The organism is Citrobacter freundii complex sp. CFNIH2, assembly GCF_002880615.1.
GTDB classification, from domain to species: domain Bacteria; phylum Pseudomonadota; class Gammaproteobacteria; order Enterobacterales; family Enterobacteriaceae; genus Citrobacter_A; species Citrobacter_A amalonaticus_F.
The window spans coordinates 1,676,471-1,693,227 of record NZ_CP025757.1 but is presented as its reverse complement, the minus strand read 5'-3'; the positions used below and the strand labels follow the sequence as shown (position 1 = coordinate 1,693,227).

17 protein-coding genes are annotated in these 16,757 nt (G+C 52.3%); 7 read left to right on the top strand and 10 right to left on the bottom strand.

Annotation, left to right across the window (positions count from 1 at the left end; genetic code table 11):
• Nucleotides 1-234 precede the first annotated feature (234 nt).
• Nucleotides 235-393, top strand: a complete 159-nt coding sequence (locus tag WM46_RS26335; protein WP_187394467.1) for a hypothetical protein — start codon at nucleotides 235-237, stop codon at nucleotides 391-393.
• Nucleotides 394-999: 606 nt separating this feature from the next.
• A complete protein-coding gene (locus tag WM46_RS08440) occupies nucleotides 1,000-2,502 on the top strand; it encodes a diguanylate cyclase (RefSeq protein WP_102601995.1) in 1,503 nt (500 codons plus the stop codon).
• Nucleotides 2,503-2,582: 80 nt separating this feature from the next.
• On the opposite strand, the gene fdhF is transcribed toward WM46_RS08440, so the two are convergent.
• Nucleotides 2,583-4,730, bottom strand: a complete 2,148-nt coding sequence (fdhF, locus tag WM46_RS08435) for a formate dehydrogenase subunit alpha (RefSeq protein ID WP_102601994.1) — start codon at nucleotides 4,728-4,730, stop codon at nucleotides 2,583-2,585.
• Nucleotides 4,731-5,192: 462 nt separating this feature from the next.
• On the opposite strand from fdhF, the gene WM46_RS08430 reads away from it, so the two are divergent.
• A complete protein-coding gene (locus tag WM46_RS08430) occupies nucleotides 5,193-5,441 on the top strand; it encodes a GlsB/YeaQ/YmgE family stress response membrane protein (protein ID WP_061077275.1) in 249 nt (82 codons plus the stop codon).
• A gap of 141 nt (nucleotides 5,442-5,582) precedes the next feature.
• Here the strand turns inward: WM46_RS08430 and WM46_RS08420 are convergent, their stop codons facing one another.
• Complete coding sequence (locus WM46_RS08420; RefSeq protein WP_042287604.1) at nucleotides 5,583-5,681, bottom strand: YoaK family small membrane protein; 99 nt, start codon at nucleotides 5,679-5,681, stop codon at nucleotides 5,583-5,585.
• Nucleotides 5,682-5,869: 188 nt separating this feature from the next.
• Here WM46_RS08420 and WM46_RS08415 point away from each other — a divergent pair, with 188 nt between their 5' ends.
• Complete coding sequence (locus WM46_RS08415) at nucleotides 5,870-6,181, top strand: hypothetical protein (protein ID WP_102601993.1); 312 nt, start codon at nucleotides 5,870-5,872, stop codon at nucleotides 6,179-6,181.
• On the opposite strand, the gene WM46_RS08410 is transcribed toward WM46_RS08415, so the two are convergent.
• Both WM46_RS08410 and WM46_RS08405 read right to left on the bottom strand, forming a co-directional pair.
• Nucleotides 6,167-6,514 (bottom strand): DUF488 domain-containing protein, encoded by a 348-nt coding sequence (locus tag WM46_RS08410; RefSeq protein ID WP_102601992.1) that lies wholly within the window; start codon nucleotides 6,512-6,514, stop codon nucleotides 6,167-6,169. The two genes, WM46_RS08415 and WM46_RS08410, sit on opposite strands and share 15 nt — an antisense overlap.
• On the bottom strand, nucleotides 6,498-7,007 hold the full coding sequence (locus tag WM46_RS08405; protein ID WP_102601991.1) for a DUF523 domain-containing protein: 510 nt from the start codon (nucleotides 7,005-7,007) through the stop codon (nucleotides 6,498-6,500). Before WM46_RS08405 ends, WM46_RS08410 begins: the two co-directional genes overlap by 17 nt.
• Nucleotides 7,008-7,161: 154 nt before the next feature.
• Here WM46_RS08405 and WM46_RS08400 point away from each other — a divergent pair, with 154 nt between their 5' ends.
• Nucleotides 7,162-7,869: a CTP synthase gene (locus tag WM46_RS08400; RefSeq protein ID WP_061077280.1), complete on the top strand. Its 708-nt coding sequence runs from the start codon at nucleotides 7,162-7,164 to the stop codon at nucleotides 7,867-7,869.
• A gap of 167 nt (nucleotides 7,870-8,036) precedes the next feature.
• On the opposite strand, the gene WM46_RS08395 is transcribed toward WM46_RS08400, so the two are convergent.
• On the bottom strand, nucleotides 8,037-9,218 hold the full coding sequence (locus tag WM46_RS08395; RefSeq protein WP_102601990.1) for a CynX/NimT family MFS transporter: 1,182 nt from the start codon (nucleotides 9,216-9,218) through the stop codon (nucleotides 8,037-8,039).
• 99 nt (nucleotides 9,219-9,317) lie between these two features.
• On the opposite strand from WM46_RS08395, the gene WM46_RS08390 reads away from it, so the two are divergent.
• Nucleotides 9,318-10,112 carry an AraC family transcriptional regulator gene (locus WM46_RS08390; protein ID WP_102603801.1) on the top strand — a complete coding sequence of 265 codons (795 nt, stop codon included), beginning with the start codon at nucleotides 9,318-9,320 and terminating at the stop codon, nucleotides 10,110-10,112.
• On the opposite strand, the gene WM46_RS08385 is transcribed toward WM46_RS08390, so the two are convergent.
• Nucleotides 10,093-10,539, bottom strand: coding sequence for a DUF441 domain-containing protein (locus tag WM46_RS08385; RefSeq protein ID WP_043000929.1), 447 nt, complete (start codon nucleotides 10,537-10,539; stop codon nucleotides 10,093-10,095). The two genes, WM46_RS08390 and WM46_RS08385, sit on opposite strands and share 20 nt — an antisense overlap.
• A 207-nt stretch (nucleotides 10,540-10,746) precedes the next feature.
• Here WM46_RS08385 and yoaI point away from each other — a divergent pair, with 207 nt between their 5' ends.
• On the top strand, nucleotides 10,747-10,851 hold the full coding sequence (yoaI, locus tag WM46_RS08380; RefSeq protein WP_086512617.1) for a small membrane protein YoaI: 105 nt from the start codon (nucleotides 10,747-10,749) through the stop codon (nucleotides 10,849-10,851).
• Nucleotides 10,852-10,855: 4 nt separating this feature from the next.
• Here yoaI and WM46_RS08375 read toward each other — a convergent pair whose 3' ends face one another.
• The 4 genes from WM46_RS08375 to yeaG form a co-directional block, all read right to left on the bottom strand.
• Nucleotides 10,856-11,359, bottom strand: a complete 504-nt coding sequence (locus WM46_RS08375) for a YbaK/prolyl-tRNA synthetase associated domain-containing protein (protein ID WP_061077282.1) — start codon at nucleotides 11,357-11,359, stop codon at nucleotides 10,856-10,858.
• Nucleotides 11,360-11,400: 41 nt separating this feature from the next.
• Entirely contained in the window at nucleotides 11,401-12,891 is a 1,491-nt protein-coding gene (gene dgcJ / locus WM46_RS08370; RefSeq protein WP_102603800.1) for a diguanylate cyclase DgcJ, read from the bottom strand.
• A gap of 137 nt (nucleotides 12,892-13,028) precedes the next feature.
• Nucleotides 13,029-14,312 (bottom strand): YeaH/YhbH family protein, encoded by a 1,284-nt coding sequence (locus WM46_RS08365; RefSeq protein WP_102601989.1) that lies wholly within the window; start codon nucleotides 14,310-14,312, stop codon nucleotides 13,029-13,031.
• Between the two features lie 205 nt (nucleotides 14,313-14,517).
• On the bottom strand, nucleotides 14,518-16,452 hold the full coding sequence (gene yeaG / locus WM46_RS08360; RefSeq protein WP_043000926.1) for a protein kinase YeaG: 1,935 nt from the start codon (nucleotides 16,450-16,452) through the stop codon (nucleotides 14,518-14,520).
• Nucleotides 16,453-16,757: the final 305 nt, after the last annotated feature.

Below are 16,757 nucleotides of genomic sequence, written 5' to 3'. Positions count from 1 at the left end.
TACCGGGCATAAACAAGTTTGAATTTTAAGTTAATCAACTACAGGAAATAAATATTCTCGATTTCATGGGGGGGGTCTTGCCTGTAATAACTTCATTACTAATGAAATTATTACGCGAGAATTCATTCTGAAACTAGTCTGTTATTTTTCAGGGAAAGTTAATCTCTGCATGGGCGAAACGCCCAAACCGATACAAAGGATGTACGACAGTAACCAATGGTACCAGGTGATACTGTGACCATCACCGACACCAACAAGTCGGTGATGGTTGGTGTGACTTCAGGCAAAGAAGAGAAGGCAGGATGGCGAATATGGTTGGTTATGGGAATGATACGCGCGCGTATCTTCCTGCGTGATCAATACCTGTTTCAGCACTATCGCGTCAGAAGATAGCGAAGACGACAGCCAGCGTTGACTACATCGTGATAACCCTTGGAGTCATTAAGCTATTTGTTCCACAGTTAACAGTAAGGCTAAAATTCTCTGTAAGTTTTCCTCATAGTCTTTCTGAGCAGGGTGATTGAACGTCACCAGAGGGGGGACTTTTGGTTTACTAATAGGATCTTTCAAGTAAACCGGGTTCACCGCTCATGCTGTTTATCACCGTGGTTAAAACGCGAATAGCAACTTTTGATGCGTGAAGGTCAAGATTCAGATCATCAATTGTTTCCTCAAGGATTTCAATTCGTTCATTTAAGTCAGTTATTTTATCTCGTGTGTGTAGGGAAGGACTGCAGTTAAGCAGAATACGTAACACACCGACTTTATTTTAGCCCTGGTGAATAAAATGGAGTTCCATGACGGATAACCCTTAAGGAGAGACTTATGAACAGGTTTGATGCCGACGCCATGCTTTCAGGTATAAGACAGCAGGAACTGAAAAATACCGCAGACCACATCATTTATTACACTTTAACGTTTTCGTCAAATAATAACTTAAGTAAACTATTGGAAATTTGATGCTTTGGCAAAACTTGTGTGATTCGATTGATAACTAAAATGAATTCGCTGCTAACAGGACTTAGCTTTACTGCTCAGCGCGCTCTGCTCCTTGTCCTCATTCTTGCCCAGGCTGGCTTTCTCATTGGTCATCTGATGTATCAGCGGGCCTACATCGAAGGCAATGCATCGCGCATTTTGCGCAATACTACGCTGCTGGAAAAAGAGCATTTTGAAACCACGCTGGTGGCTATGCGTTACCAGTTGCGGGTCATTGGCAATGCTATTCTGCTAAACCATACGGTCGCGCCGGACAATGCCTCTCCTTTTTTAGCTAACGAACTCAAACGCAAGTGGTTGAATGCGGCCATTGTGTTCGATGAGAAAGGGGATTTTGTCGCCAGTCAGTCTATTTTTCCCCTTCATCTGGCACTGAATGAAACCACGCTCAGGACAGGGAGCTTCAGAGAGCAAGCGCTGTTCAACGATTTTCGTCAACACGATATTAATGAAAGCTTATTTTACTGGCGCAGTAATGGCACTGATCCCAATCTGGTCGGTTTCGTTATGTATCGCGCCATTCGCGATCCCCATGGGAAATATCTGGGAGGGATCGTGGGATTCTTTAACTCCAGTTCAATGGAGGGCATGTTCCGTGGAATGGAAAAAGAAGGCTTTGATTTGGGGCCTCATGGCGCGATGGCGGTATTTGACCGTGGAAATGCAATACAACTGGCAAGAATGGGAATGGGCAAGCTTGCCGGGCCCCGTGCGCACGACCCTGGACTGGCGCGGCTAATGAACTATGCCGATGATTCGGCGCAGGTTCATCATTATGTTTCTCCAATTGATGGTGTTCCGAGAATGGGGGTTTTTCTCAATATCAATGACGGGAAGTGGGTGCTGGCAACAGGACTGGCGAAGCAGGATGTGTTTCATGGCTGGAAATCGCAGGCTATCTGGACCGCAATCGCGATTATCGTGATCGCCGTGTCGCAATGGCTTCTTTTACATTATATGCACGCGAATGCTTTGCAGCGGGAGCGATTTGCGCAAGAGGCGCGATATGATCCGCTCACCGGGCTGGCAAATCGTCGATATTTCGATGACTGGACCGGGAAAGCCTGCCGTCTGGCGTACCGCCGGCAGAAGCCTTTGTGTGTCATCACCTTTGATTTGGACCATTTCAAAATTATCAATGATAAATACGGGCATGATGGAGGAGATGCGGTACTCAAGGCGATAGGGCAGACATTACCAGAACTCATTCGCAGTGAAGATATTGCCGCCCGATTCGGCGGGGAAGAGTTCGTCATCGCGATGGTCGATACCAACGCAGAATGTGCCTTAGAAACCGCTGAACGAATCCGTATTGCATTCGAGACCTGCCATGTGGAATTCAACGGACACATTATCTCGTTTCGCTCAAGCTTCGGTGTCGCCCAAATGACGGACGATGAGTTGCAGAGCAGTGAGGGTATGAAATCTGTGCTCGTCAGAGCGGATCAGGCGCTCTACCAGTCCAAGCTGGCTGGACGAAATCGGGTTAGTCTCGCAAGCTAAAAGCATAAAAACGTCAGTTCCTGAGTCTTTCTGGTAAAAAAAGGGAACCCCCTTGGGTTCCCAAATTTTAAATTCGCACGCTAGCCAATCGCCTCGCAAAGGCGCGTTTTCATGTCACTGTAGGTCTGCGCGGCATAGCGTTCAGCCCACGACTGATCGTCGATCTTCTCTATTTTCACCGCGCAATACTTGGTTTCCGGCGTCTTTGAGATCGGATCGAGATTATCCTGCGTGAGTTCATTACACGCGCCAATCCACCATTGATAGGTCATGTACACCGCCCCGTGGTTGATGCGCCCGGAGACATCTGCCCGACTGATCACTTTTCCCCGACGTGAACTGACCCACACCAGGTCGCGATGGCGAATTCCTGCTTTATGCGCATCCTGCGTGCTGATCTGCACATAGCCAGGCTCATCGGCAAGCGCCTGCAGGGCGGCACAGTTGCCGGTCATGGAACGACAGGAGTAGTGACCGACTTCGCGTACCGTACACAGAACCAGCGGATAGGCCTCGTCAGGCACTTCCGCAGGTGCGCGCCACGGTGCGGCAAACAGCTTGCCTTTACCGTCTGGCGTGTCGAAGCGGCTGTTTTCATACAGATAGGGCGTACCGGGATGGTCGAGGTCGGGGCAGGGCCACTGGATATGCCCCATGTCACCCATCTTTTCCCAGGTGACACCGTAGAACAGCGGACACAGTTCACGCATCTCATCCCAGATCTGTTGATTGTTTTCATAGTGCATGGGATAGCCCATTTCACTGGCGAGCAGGCTGATAATTTCCCAGTCTCGCTTCACGTCGCCAGTGGGGTCGATGGCCTTTTCGAAACGCTGGAAGCCGCGATCGGCGCAGGTGAATACGCCGCCGTGCTCACCCCAGGAGGTGGCAGGTAAAATGACGTCCGCCATCTCGGCGGTTTTGGTCATAAAGATATCCTGCACCACGACAAAATCCAGCGCCGCGAAACCGTCACGCACCAGCCCCAGATCGGCTTCCGTTTGCAGCGGGTCTTCTCCCATGATGTAGTAGGCTTTGATTTTACCTTCCAGCGCCAGATGCGGGACTTCGGTAATGCGCGTGCCGACCTTGTCATCCATCCGGCTGGCATCAATGCCCCAGGCTCTGGCGAACTTCTCTCTGACGGCCGCATCGGTGACATCCTGATATCCCGGAAAGAGATTCGGTAATACACCCATATCGCAGGCACCCTGGACGTTGTTCTGTCCGCGAACCGGGCCGACTCCGACGTGTGGACGGCCCAGGTTACCGGTCAGCAGGGCAAGGCTCGATAATCCGCGCACCACGTCCACGGCCTGACCGAACTGCGTCACGCCCATTCCCCACATCACTGTCGCGGAAGGGGCGGCGGCAAAGGTGCGCATCGCCTGACGAACCTGCAACGCCGGAACGCCGGTCAAATGCTCGACCGCTTCCGGCGCATAGTCTTTTACCGTCTGCCAGTAGGCATCCAGCCCCTGCGTGTGTTTGTTCACGTACTCCTTGTCGTAAAGCTGTTCGTCAATGAGGACGTAACCAAAGGCGTTCACCAGCGCCATGTTGCAACCGTTATTCAGTTGCAGATGCTGGTCAGCAATGCGAGCGGTTTCAATACGACGGGGATCGCAGACGATTATTTTCGCGCCATTCTGTCGCGCCTTGATCACCCGGCGCGCCACAATCGGGTGAGAGTCTGCGCAGTTGTAACCGAAGATCAGCAGGCATTTTGAGTTTTCGATGTCGCTGATGGAATTACTCATTGCGCCATTGCCCAGCGTTTCCTGGAGGCCAGCGACCGAAGGCCCGTGACACACGCGGGCGCAGCAGTCCACGTTGTTGGTGTTGAGAACCGCGCGGGCGAATTTCTGCATCACATAGTTGGTTTCGTTGCCGGTACCACGAGAGGAACCGGTTGTCATAATGGCGCGGGGACCCGCGCTGTCGCGAATTTCCAGTAACCGTCGGGCGGTATAGCGAATCGCTTCTTCCCAACTGACCGGGGTAAATTTGCCGCCTTTCTGGTAGCGGATCAATGGGCGGGTGAGGCGGGGAGTCAGAAGGCGGGTATCGTTAAGGAAATCCCAACCATAGTACCCTTTCAGACAAAGTTGGTTCTGGTTAGTAACACCCTCAGCCGCTTCAGCACGGATGATTTTGTTATTTTCAACAACAAGCTTGAGCTTGCACCCGGCCCCACAGTAGGGACAGACACTGGTGATTTTTTTCATCAATAACAGACCTGTTAAAAGCTGAAATAGCGCGAATTGTGACGAAGCCTGAGCGGAGCCGCTGAAGCTTCGGGTTGTCGTCATGACGCAGGGGATAAGCACAATACGTGCCAGAGTGGCAAAGCCAGCGCTGACGCGGAACAAGGCACAAGCAGCAGGAAAAATGACAGCGGATTCGACATAAATGACGAGCGGACGTCAAAAAAAAGCCCGCACAGAGGCGGGCAAGAAATACTGGAAGCAATGTGAGCAATGTCGTACTGAATACCTGAGTTATTTACTCAACTATTCAGTAATGAGAAAGATAATCTTTATCATCTAAACTTGCAACCCCATCTTTTGTGGGAGAAATCAGAAAGCTAAATTAAGTGATGTTCATCACAAATTTCAATTTCCTGACAGTGTGCTATCCTTTTTAACGGCGAATAAACCGCTAACGCAAAATCGATAAGCGAGGAAAAAATGGGCATTATTTCATGGATTATTTTTGGTCTGATTGCAGGTATTCTGGCGAAGTGGATTATGCCTGGTAAGGATGGTGGTGGATTCTTTATGACGATCATCCTGGGGATCGTCGGTGCCGTAGTGGGGGGCTGGATCAGTACCCTGCTTGGTTTTGGGAAAGTCGATGGCTTTAATTTCGGCAGCTTTGTAGTGGCGGTTATTGGTGCTATCGTCGTACTGTTTATCTACAGAAAAATCAAAAGCTAAGCCGCAAGAATTAACTGAAAAAAGGCGACCTGAGGGTGGCCTTTTGTCTTTTTGAGTCTGGCGTTACCACCAGCCCAGTTCCGTACCCAGCACCACGACTACCGCGACGACAATCATAATCAGCGTCGTTTTTTTCATGATTCACGCCCCCGGTGCGGCATAGCCACCGATAAAAAACCAGGCCAAAAAAACCACGGCCGTAATGAAAATGACGACGGGAAACAGTATGCCCAGTCTCATGCGATCACCTGTCTGAATTATGCAAAGAGCTGCAAGGATAACAGGGGTTAATGGGTGACAAAAGGGGTTTTATCCTCACGCTTTTCGCTTATTCTGCGAGTCGCCAGGGCGTGACAAGTACGCTTTCGGCAGGCTATCATTTCTCAGAATTATCTTAACCAGAGTCGCAAGAGCGCAACGAGAGAAGTATGTTCCAGCTAAAACCGGGCACCCTGGCGCTGATTATTGGGGCGAAAACATCTGCCGGACGCGGCAATATAGGCAAGACGGTGGAATTGTTTCATCTCTGCCAGCCGGGTGAGATGTTTATTAATCCCGTTAATGGATTTACCACGATGCTGCCGAAAGAGACGTCGCGTGCGCTCTGGCTGGTGACGGGGGAGGTGGTGTCGGCAAACGGGCAGCGGGGTTTTGCCTGGGTCAGAGCGGAACACTTGATGCCCCTGCTGCCGGATACTCAGCCTGAATCGACAGTTACCCGCGAATCACAACTCGCGTAGCCAGTCTGCCAGCACAATAGCGTGATTCTGTTCGCTGTTTTTGGCGGCGTACAGCAGCGTCAGTGTCTGCTGGCGGGCAATCTGCGCCAGTCGTTCGCCTTCCTTTTTCTGCGTGGCAAGTTCCGCGCGGTATTGCTCAGTAAAATGCTGAAAATCGATCGTTTCCGCGTGAAAGGCTTTGCGCAGTTCTGTTGAAGGGGTGAGCTCCTTGACCCACTCATTGAGCACGAGATCTGCTTTTTTGATCCCGCGTGGCCACAGCCGGTCAACCAGCACCCGGTAGCCATCGCTGTCTTCTGCCGGGTCGTAGACGCGTTTACACTGAATATTCATGCTTGTCTCTCTCCTCAATCCAGGCGCAAAACTCATTGAGCTGTTGGTCGGAAAAAACCGTGATTCCGTGCTGGCGCAACAGCGCGGCGGCAACCCCCATACCGGGATGACGCTGTCCGCTGAAGCTGCCGTCGTAGATAAACTGACTGCCGCAGGTTGGGCTGCCGTCGGTGAGTAGCGCAACGTCACAGCCGGCCTCCTGTGCCGTGTGCAGCGCCAGCCAGGCGGCAAGCTGATAATGTCCGGTGACATCATGACCGCTCTTTTCCACAATGGACGCCTGACCCTGCATGACGTCGCTGCCATCGGCCTGCACAATCTCAGCCGGTGGTCGTGGGGTCGGTAATCCTGCGGCCAGTTCCGGGCAGTGAACCACCAGGCGCTGTTCTGCCTGCAAACGCGCCAGCAGCGCGGTGGACTCGGCTTTCTCGCTGCCGTTATAACGCACCTTCAGCCCCATCAGGCAAGCGCTCACTAAAACCTTACTTTTCATCGCATTTGCCTCGTCCGGCAGAAAAACTGCTCCCGATCACTATATCACTTCGCACGCGTTCATCCCTAAATTAAGGGATTGTGATGGCAGTAAAAGATCGGTAGGCTGAGGTTCCTTATGTTGTCCCCAATTGTTCTGACGTAAGGAATTCTCCATGGAAATATCCCCTGTAAAAGATACGCTGCGGATTGCGCTGGTGGGTGATTACAACGCTGGCATCACAGCGCATCAGGCGATTCCTCTGGCTATCGACGACGCTGCAGCGGTTCTGGAACTGCTGGCGGATTACGACTGGCTGTCCAGCACTGAAATCACCAGCGCAGAAGATCTGGTGGGCTATGACGCCATCTGGGTGGTACCTGGCAGTCCCTATAAAAATACCGAAGGCGCGCTGACGGCCATCCGTTATGCCCGCGAAAACAGCGTTCCTTTCCTGGGAACCTGTGGCGGTTTTCAACATGCCATCCTTGAGTATGCGCGTAATGTGCTGGGCTGGTCAGATGCCGCCCATGCGGAAACTGACACGACGGGCCGGATGGTTATTGCGCCACTCGCCTGTTCGCTGGTGGAAAAAACCGACGATGTTGAACTGCGGCCCAATACGCTGATTGCTAAAGCCTATGGTCAGCCGGTGATTTCGGAGGGTTATCAGTGTAACTACGGCATTGCACAGGCGTTTGCGGCTGAACTGGACAGCGGTGATCTGCGGGTGACCGGCTGGGATGATAACGGGGATATTCGGGCGGTAGAACTGGTTACGCATCCGTTCTTTGTCGCCACGCTTTTCCAGCCCGAACGCGGCGCTCTTGCGGGGAAACCGGTTCCCCTGGCGCAGGCGTTACTGCGCGCTGCGCGAGGCTAATCAGCAGGGCAGACATCTCGTCTGCCCTCAGACAGCTGACAAAGAAGGAAAAAACGTGGTTTTTCCTTCTTTGTGGCTATCAGCCGAAAATCAATCAATTGATTTTCCTTGTTTTTAATTAGGTGATCTTCGCTTGTCCAGTGTTGTGATGAGGTTTGTCATCACTCTCAGGCGGTAATCTCTTTATTACGCCCCGCGTAGAGGCCAAATATCGCCATCACTATCGCCAGAGCCGCAACGGCCAGCAGCGGGATCTGCCAGTTGCCCTGGGCGTCATGGATCCTGCCCATTAGCGGCGGCCCGCAAGCGGCTAAGAGATAACCGACGGATTGCGCCATGCCGGAAAGCGCCGCCGCCTGATGCGCAGAACTGGCGCGCAGGCCGATAAAGGTCAGCCCCAGAATCATCGTTGCACCGGAGCCGAATCCAAACAGCAGCGTCCATAGCACCGCCTGATCCGGCATAAACCAGAAGCCAGCGGCGCCCACTGCGCACATCAACGACACCAGCGCGGCGATACAGCGCTGATCGTGAAAACGGTGCAGCACCAGCGGAATGAGTAAACCGGGTGAGGCGGTCGCTAACTGGAGTAAACCATGCAGCGAACCGGCCTGTGCCTCGCTATAGCCGTGGCTGATTAAGATTGCTGGCAGCCAGCCGATAATTACGTAATAGATCAGCGAGTTAATTCCAAGAAATAATGTCACCTGCCAGGCCAGCGGTGAACGCCAGATGCCGCGAGCATGCAGGGTGCGCGAGGTGGTTACGTTCGCGTGGGCGGCGTTACGCCACTGCGGCAGCCAGATCAGCAACGCCAGTAGCGGGAACACCATCAACAGCAGCAGCGCACCGCGCCAGCCAAACCCGCTCAGCGCCAGGGGAACCACCAGCGCGGAGCCCAGCGCGGCGGCGGCACCCATCGTCAGGGAATAAGCACCGGTCAGTCTGGCGACGTGCTGAGAAAAATCGCGTTTGATAAGCCCTGGCAGCAGCACGTTGCCGAGGGCGATACCGCAGCCGATGATGGCCGTGCCGAGAAACAGCAAAGCGGCATCGGGCAGCGAACGCACGGCAACCCCGGTGCAAATCAGCAGCATTGCTGCGAAGAGGCTGCGTTCCATGCCAATACGGCGGGCAATGCCGGCGGCAAGCGGAGAAACCAGCGCAAACGCCAGCAGTGGCAGAGTGGTTAATAACCCCGTCTGGGCGGTCGTGAGACCATAGTCCGTGCGAATCGCCTCCAGCAAAGGGGCGGCACCGGTAAACGTCACGCGCAGCGTGGTGGCAATCATCAGGATACCGGCAATCAGCAGGGCGCCGTGGTTGCCGCGTGGTGGTGAAGAAGTCATTGTTCTCTCATATCAACAGGTGAGGCCGTACCTTACCGCGTTTAACTGTGTTGCGAATCAAGCTAAAATGACAGTTTATCGCTAAATTCGGACAAAATGATGTACAGCCTGCGACTCGACGGATATGACCCCGATCTGCACCATGATGCCGCCGTGGCGTTTCGTATCCGCGCTCGCCCTGACGAGCTGTTTAGCGCACAGCACCAGCATCGTAAAGGGCAACTGATTATGGCACTGCACGGGGCCATCACCTGTGATGTTGAGTGCGCGATGTGGATGGTGCCGCCGCAGTACGCGGTCTGGATCCCCGGCGGCGTTCCTCACAGCAACCACGTAACGGCAGGCGCGGAGCTCTGCTTTCTCTTCATCGAACCGGATGCGGTCACTCTGCCGGGACGTTGCTGTACGTTAAAAATGTCTCCGCTTTGTCGGGAGTTGATCCTCTCACTGGCGACGCGGAGTGACGCTCAGCGGACAGCGCCGCAAACGCAGCGCCTGACGCAGGTGTTATTTGATGAACTCCCACAACAGCCGCAGGAGCAGATGCAGTTGCCGGTTTCAGCGCATCCGAAGATCCGCCGGATGGTTGACACCATGGCGCGCGAACCGGCGCAGTGGCAAACGCTGGGGCAGTGGGCCAGCGTATTTGCGATGAGTGAGCGCAACCTTGCCCGACTGGTGGTGAAAGAGACGGGGCTCAGTTTTCGTCGCTGGCGGCATCAGCTTCAGCTTATTCTGGCCTTACAGGCCCTGGTCGGAGGGCAGAACGTGCAGCAGGTGGCGCAACTGTTGGGGTATGATTCGACCACGGCGTTTATCACCATGTTCAAAAAAGGCCTGGGACAGACGCCAGGCCGTTATCTGGCGGGGTTGGCTACTGTCTTCCCACAATAAGCGAGACAAGACCAGCCGCGATAAGTGGACCGACAGGTACACCGCGAAATAAGGCCACGCCAAGCACGGTGCCAACCAGCAAACCGGCGACCAGCTGTGGCTGGCTGCCCATCAGCGTCACGCCGCGACCGCCGAGCCATGAGACCACCACGCCAACCACAATCGCCACCAGCGATTTCCAGTTAAGGAAAGAGTGGATCAAGGTGGAAGGCGGCAGCGTCCCGCTGGCGATTGGCGCCATGACGCCAATTGTCAGGATAATAATCCCGATGGTCAGCCCCTGTTTTTCAATCCATGGGAAAAAGGTATTGAGCGGGGTAACGCGGACAATAATCAGCACCAGAATTGAAACGGCGACAGTGGTGTTATGGCTGACAAAGCCCAGAGCTGCCAGTCCGAGCAGGATCAGCAGAGTGACATCAAACATCGTGGTTTCCTTGCCAAAAAAAAGTTAAGCCTGTTTACTCTACGCCCAAACGCCACGCAGAACAGACTTTTTTAGAATCTGGCGGCTATTTTCGGGCAAATGCCTGACGGCGAAAAAACAGGCAATTTTTTATTTTGTCATCAAATTGCCATTATTGCGGACTATCAATAACAGTTGAACCGGTTTCTCTCATTTTGAGGTGTAGCCATGAACGATCAGATGTTTATTGAAACGCTCATTATTAGTTCATCCTTTTTCGCCATCGCCGCCGTTATCGTGATTTCTGTTTTAATTCTCGAACGTGGTAGCTGAACGCTTACGATGCGCGGTGAAATGCCACCAACTCTGGCCGGGCAATGCGCAGATAATCGTCAGTATTGAGAATAATTGATTTCGTGAGTACGCCGGCGTTAAAGGCAATTTCGCCATAGCGCTCGAACAGCAGCGGATCGGCGACCAGCGTTAACTGCGGATGAAAACTGAAGGGCGGGATCGCGCCAAAAACGCAACCGGTGAGCTCGTCCACTTCAGCCGGGCTGGCAAGGGACGCACGCAGACCGCCAAGATATGCCGCCAGTTGACCGAGATCGGCCTGTTGGTCGGCAGGTAAAATAGCCAGTACATGCTGATTCAGCCCATTACCTTTAACTTTGCAGACCAGCGCCTTTGCTCCCTGACCCAGTGCGGTGCCCCGAATTTCTGACACGGCCTCGCATTTCCCTACGGCCTCATGGCTGACGACGCGATAACGAGCGCCCTCCAGAGACAATAAGTCGAGTAAACGCTGATGGGTTTCGCTGCCTTTCTCCATTTCGCTCATTTTTTACTCCTGTTTGCGCGAAAAAAACACGGTAAAGATTATCACGAACGCTGACGATTTTGGTGCTTGTTGAGGTAGAGCTGCTCGTCAGAGGCGGTGTAGGCATCATGCAGCGTATCGTTCGGCTGCATGCTGTAGCTGCCTGATGAAAAACGAATATCTTTCTCAGGCGCCACAGTCCGCAGGTGGTTGGCTATCCGTTCTGGCAGACGAGTCGCCATATCTGGCTCCGCGTCCACCAGTATGATGCAAAATTCATCGCCGCCCAGACGGATGGCGTAATCGCTTTTGCGCACCGACGCCTCAATCGCTTTTGCCAACAAGGTGATCGCCCGATCGCCCTCGTGGTGTCCCTGCGTATCGTTAATCATTTTCAGCTTGTCGAGATCGATGGCGATAAAGGTCACCGGCGTTCCGGTGCTGACAAAACGCTGTAACCGCTGCTCAAGCGTCGGGGTTAAAATTTTACGGTTATACAGGCCTGTCATCGCATCGCTGATATTTTCGCGGGTCACATTGTGATACAGGCGGAAATGCAGCCGGACCATATTGAGAAGCAGGGCCGTCGCCAGCAGGTAAAACAGAAACAGCTTCCAGGACGAGACAATGAAATACAAAATATCAAGTGAAAACTCGACGTGCAGACCACCGGGAAGATCGCTGACGTAATGGACGTACGGGAAAAGATTATTCTCGCTTTGATGAATAATAATCGTCTTATCCGAGTCGGTATCCGTCACGCTGGCATCAAGATAACGCCAGACCAGTGGGCGGTCGCGGGTAAAAACAATATTTTGCAAGTTGTGCTTATTAATATCCACCATCACGATGCCTTTTAACTTACCGTCCAGATAGACCGGTGTTAAAAAACTCATCACGTTAAGTCCGGTGCGATCATCCTGATAGATACTCGACAGCACGGTACGACCAGAAAACAATTCGTCAATATCGGCCTGATGAATACCTAATGAGCCTTTTTGTAAAAAAGCCCAGTGATGCATGGCAAACTGACGCGTGTTGATCGTGTCATAGAAATAAATATATTGATTCTGTAAATCCAGATAATAATGAAATTTCTCTTCTGAAGTGGCGAGGCCTTTTCCATAATCAATCTGTTCCCGGTTAACCTTCACGGCCTGATCAAAAGCAGGAAGCAGCAGCACATCGTCCGCGATACGCTCACAGTCATCAACGGAGGTCTGTAACGTGCCGTTAAGTGGGGGATAATTGTGCTGCGTCAGATTCAAACCATACACCGAGTTAACACTTTCAAACGACTGGCAAAGGGTATTGCGGGTATCCGCCGAGAGCGTTTTCTCGGGGGTTGCCAGTGTGCGCATCAGATGGGCGGCAATACTCTGATTCTGGTATTTATCATACAGAAATGAGGAGTCTGCTTTTTCGATGATATAGCGCATGTAGCCATTCATTGACTTATGGCTGGCAATAAGTTCATAGATCAAAAAGGAAGATGTCAAAACGACAACGCTTGCGGAAATAAAGAGCCTGAGCGCTTTATGGGGCAATTTCATGATAAACAACAACCCTCCTGGTCAGATAATCTATTTTATCACACGTCACAGGTGCAACCTACCGGCCAGCAGGGATATGGAGTGCAAAAGGCATGAAATGAACCAGCCAGGAGACTATTTTCCTGGCTGGCTGTCGTTTAATTGGAGCTGGTGGCACCTTGTTTCTGAAAAAGCTCGCGGAACACCGGGTAAATATCATCCTGGTCGCGAATATGTTGCATCGCAAAATTATCAAACGTGGCTTGCAGATGTTCATATTCGCGCCACAGGGTTTGATGCGCGCGGCGGGTAATTTCGATATAGCTGTAATAACGAACTACCGGCAGCAATTTCTTCGCCAGAATTTCATGGCACAGCGGAGAGTCATCCGCCCAGTTATCACCATCCGATGCCTGTGCGGCGTAGATGTTCCACTGCGCAGGGTCGTAACGTTCTTTCACAACCTCATCCATCAACTTCAGGGCGCTGGAGACAATGGTTCCCCCGGTTTCCTGAGAGTAGAAGAATTCATGCTCATCGACCTCTTTTGCCTGGGTGTGGTGACGAATATAGACCACTTCCACGTTCTTATAGGTTCGGCTCAAAAACAGATAGAGCAGAATATAAAAGCGTTTGGCCATGTCTTTCGTCGACTGATCCATGGATCCGGAGACGTCCATCAGGCAGAACATCACAGCCTGGCTGGAAGGATCGGGACGCTTCTCGTAATTTTTGTAGCGCAAGTCGAAGGTGTCGATAAACGGCACGCGTTCGATTTTGGCTCGCAGCTCAGCAATCTCTTTGCGTAACCGTTCCTCTTCCAGCAACTGCGCCGGTTCGCTTTTGCTGATGGTGTCGAGATCCTGTTCCAGCGCGTGCAACTCGCGTCGTTTGCCGGCCGTCATGGCCGTACGCCGGGCGAGAGAATTTTGCAGCGAACGCACGACGCTGATATTGGCCGGAACGCCGTTGGCGGTATAACCGGCCCGGTGCGTTTTATACTCCGTAAGCTGGCGCTGCTGGTTTTGCTTCAGGTTGGGTAGCGCTAAGTCTTCGAAAAGCAGATCGAGGTATTCGTCTTTAGAGATCTGAAAGACGAACTCATCCTGGCCTTCACCGTCCTGACTGGCCTGGCCCTGTCCGCTACCTGAACCGCCGCCTCCGCCCTGCGGACGCTCGATGCGGTCATTTTGTACGAAATGGTCGTTACCTGGGTGAACACGATGGCGCAGGCCGCCGCGCCCCTGATGAAACATCGGTTCGCTGATATCTTCCGTCGGAATGGAGACAGATTCACCGCTGTCTACATCGGTCACCGAACGCTTGTTAATGGCCTCGGAGATCGACTGTTTAATTTGTGCTTTATAACGGCGTAAAAAGCGCTGGCGGTTAACCGTGCTCTTATTTTTGCCGTTAAGTCGTCGGTCAATGAACCAGGTCATATGCCCCCCGTACTGCATTTGCCAACTTTACGCTTCATCCTTCAAGTTATCTCGGCGTTGGCTGCATTCGCTCACCCCAGTCACGTACTTATGTACGCTCCTGGGGATTCACTCATTTGCCGCCTTGATACACCTTGAATGATTTTGCGTACAAACGAACTATTTGCCCGGTAAACGGAGAAAATCTTCCGGGTCATTTATGCTGTTAAGACGATTTACGTACGCGCAGATACCATTCGCACAGTAAACGCACCTGTTTACGGGTGTAGCCTTTCTCCATCATCCGGTCGACAAAGTCGTCGTGTTTCTTCTGCTCATCGGTCGAGGTTTTGGCATTGAACGAAATGACCGGCAGCAGCTCTTCGGTATTGGAGAACATTTTCTTCTCAATGACCGTGCGCAGTTTTTCATAGCTGGTCCAGTTTGGATTTCGTCCGCTGTTGTTAGCTCGTGCACGCAGCACAAAGTTAACGATTTCATTACGGAAATCTTTCGGGTTGCTGATCCCCGCCGGTTTCTCAATTTTCTCCAGCTCCGCGTTCAGCGATTCACGGTCAAACAACTGGCCAGTATCCGGATCGCGGTACTCCTGATCCTGAATCCAGAAATCGGCATATGTGACATAACGGTCGAAAATATTCTGTCCGTATTCCGAGTAGGATTCGAGATAAGCAGTCTGGATCTCTTTTCCAATAAACTCGGCGTATTTCGGGATCAGATAGCCTTTCAGGAACTCGAGATAGCGTTCAGCTTGCTCCTGCGGGAACTGTTCACGCTCGATCTGCTGTTCCAGTACATAGAACAGATGAACCGGGTTCGCCGCGACCTCGACATGGTCAAAGTTAAAGACGCGCGAGAGGATCTTAAACGCAAAACGGGTCGACAGACCGTTCATCCCTTCATCGACGCCGGAGTAGTCGCGATATTCCTGATACGACTTCGCTTTCGGATCGGTATCTTTCAGACTCTCGCCGTCATAGACGCGCATTTTCGAGTAGATACTCGAGTTTTCCGGATCTTTCAGGCGGGAGAGAATCGAGAAACGCGCCAGCGTTTCCAGGGTTCCCGGCGCGCAGGGCGCATGTGTCAGTTCGCTGTGGTTAAGCAATTTCTCGTAGATTTTGATCTCTTCGGAAATGCGTAAGCAGTACGGCACCTTCACGATGTAAACACGGTCGAGGAAGGCTTCGTTGTTTTTGTTGTTACGGAACGTCACCCATTCCGATTCGTTCGAGTGGGCGAGAATGATGCCGTTAAACGGCAGGGCGGAGATCCCCTCGGTGCCGTTGTAGTTACCTTCCTGAGTGGCGGTCAGCAGCGGATGCAGTACTTTAATCGGCGCTTTGAACATCTCGACGAATTCCATGATCCCCTGGTTGGCCCGGCACAATGCGCCGGAATAGCCATACGCGTCCGGATCGTTTTGGGCATGGTGTTCGAGTTTTCGAATATCCACTTTCCCGACCAGCGCGGAGATGTCCTGATTGTTCTCATCGCCGGGTTCCGTTTTGGCAATCGCGATTTGCGCAAGAATCGACGGCCAGACTTTCACCACGCGGAATTTGGTGATATCCCCGCCAAACTCATGCAGGCGTTTGGCGGCCCACGGCGACATAATGGTGCCGAGATAACGGCGCGGAATGCCGTACTCTTTTTCCAGAATCTGGGTATCTTCCTGCGGATTAAACAGGCACAGCGGATGATCGTTCACCGGACTGCGTTCGCCGTTGGCGCTCAGCACATAAATCGGGACACGCTGCATCAACGACTTCAGTCGTTCGGCAAGCGACGATTTCCCGCCCCCTACAGGCCCCAACAGATACAAAATCTGTTTCTTCTCTTCCAGCCCCTGAGCCGCGTGTTTCAGATAAGAGACAATCTGTTCGATCGCGTCTTCCATGCCGTAAAACTCTTCAAACGCCGGGTAACGTGCAATAACCCGGTTGGAGAAGAGGCGAGAAAGTCGGGGTTCCTGGGCAGTGTCGACCATGACGGGCTCACCAATAGCCATCAATAGCCGTTCTGCCGCGTTGGCATAAGCACTGCGATCTTGCCGACAAGTGGTAAGAAACTCCTGCAGTGTGAACTCTTCGTCCTTGGCAGCTTCATAACGCTGGCGATAGTGATCGAATATATTCATGATATGCCGTCCTTTCGTTTTTTAGCACAGGTTAAGAGCCGTTCATATGAATAGTAGAGGCTCCCGGAAGAGGTAGACTGAACGACGTCATTTACTGTCTCGTATCAAAAAAACAGCAACTCTCATGCCAGCTTGCACAGCGTGAGACCAACGTGCCCGGCGATACAACTTCTAAACTAAAGCGTAGATGGCATTTGCAAAACTTGCATGCACCCACAAATGATTTTCAATGGCATATCAATAACTCATCCGCAAAAAGTGCATAGCGAATGTAAATAATGCCGCGGGAGATCACACAGTTTTCA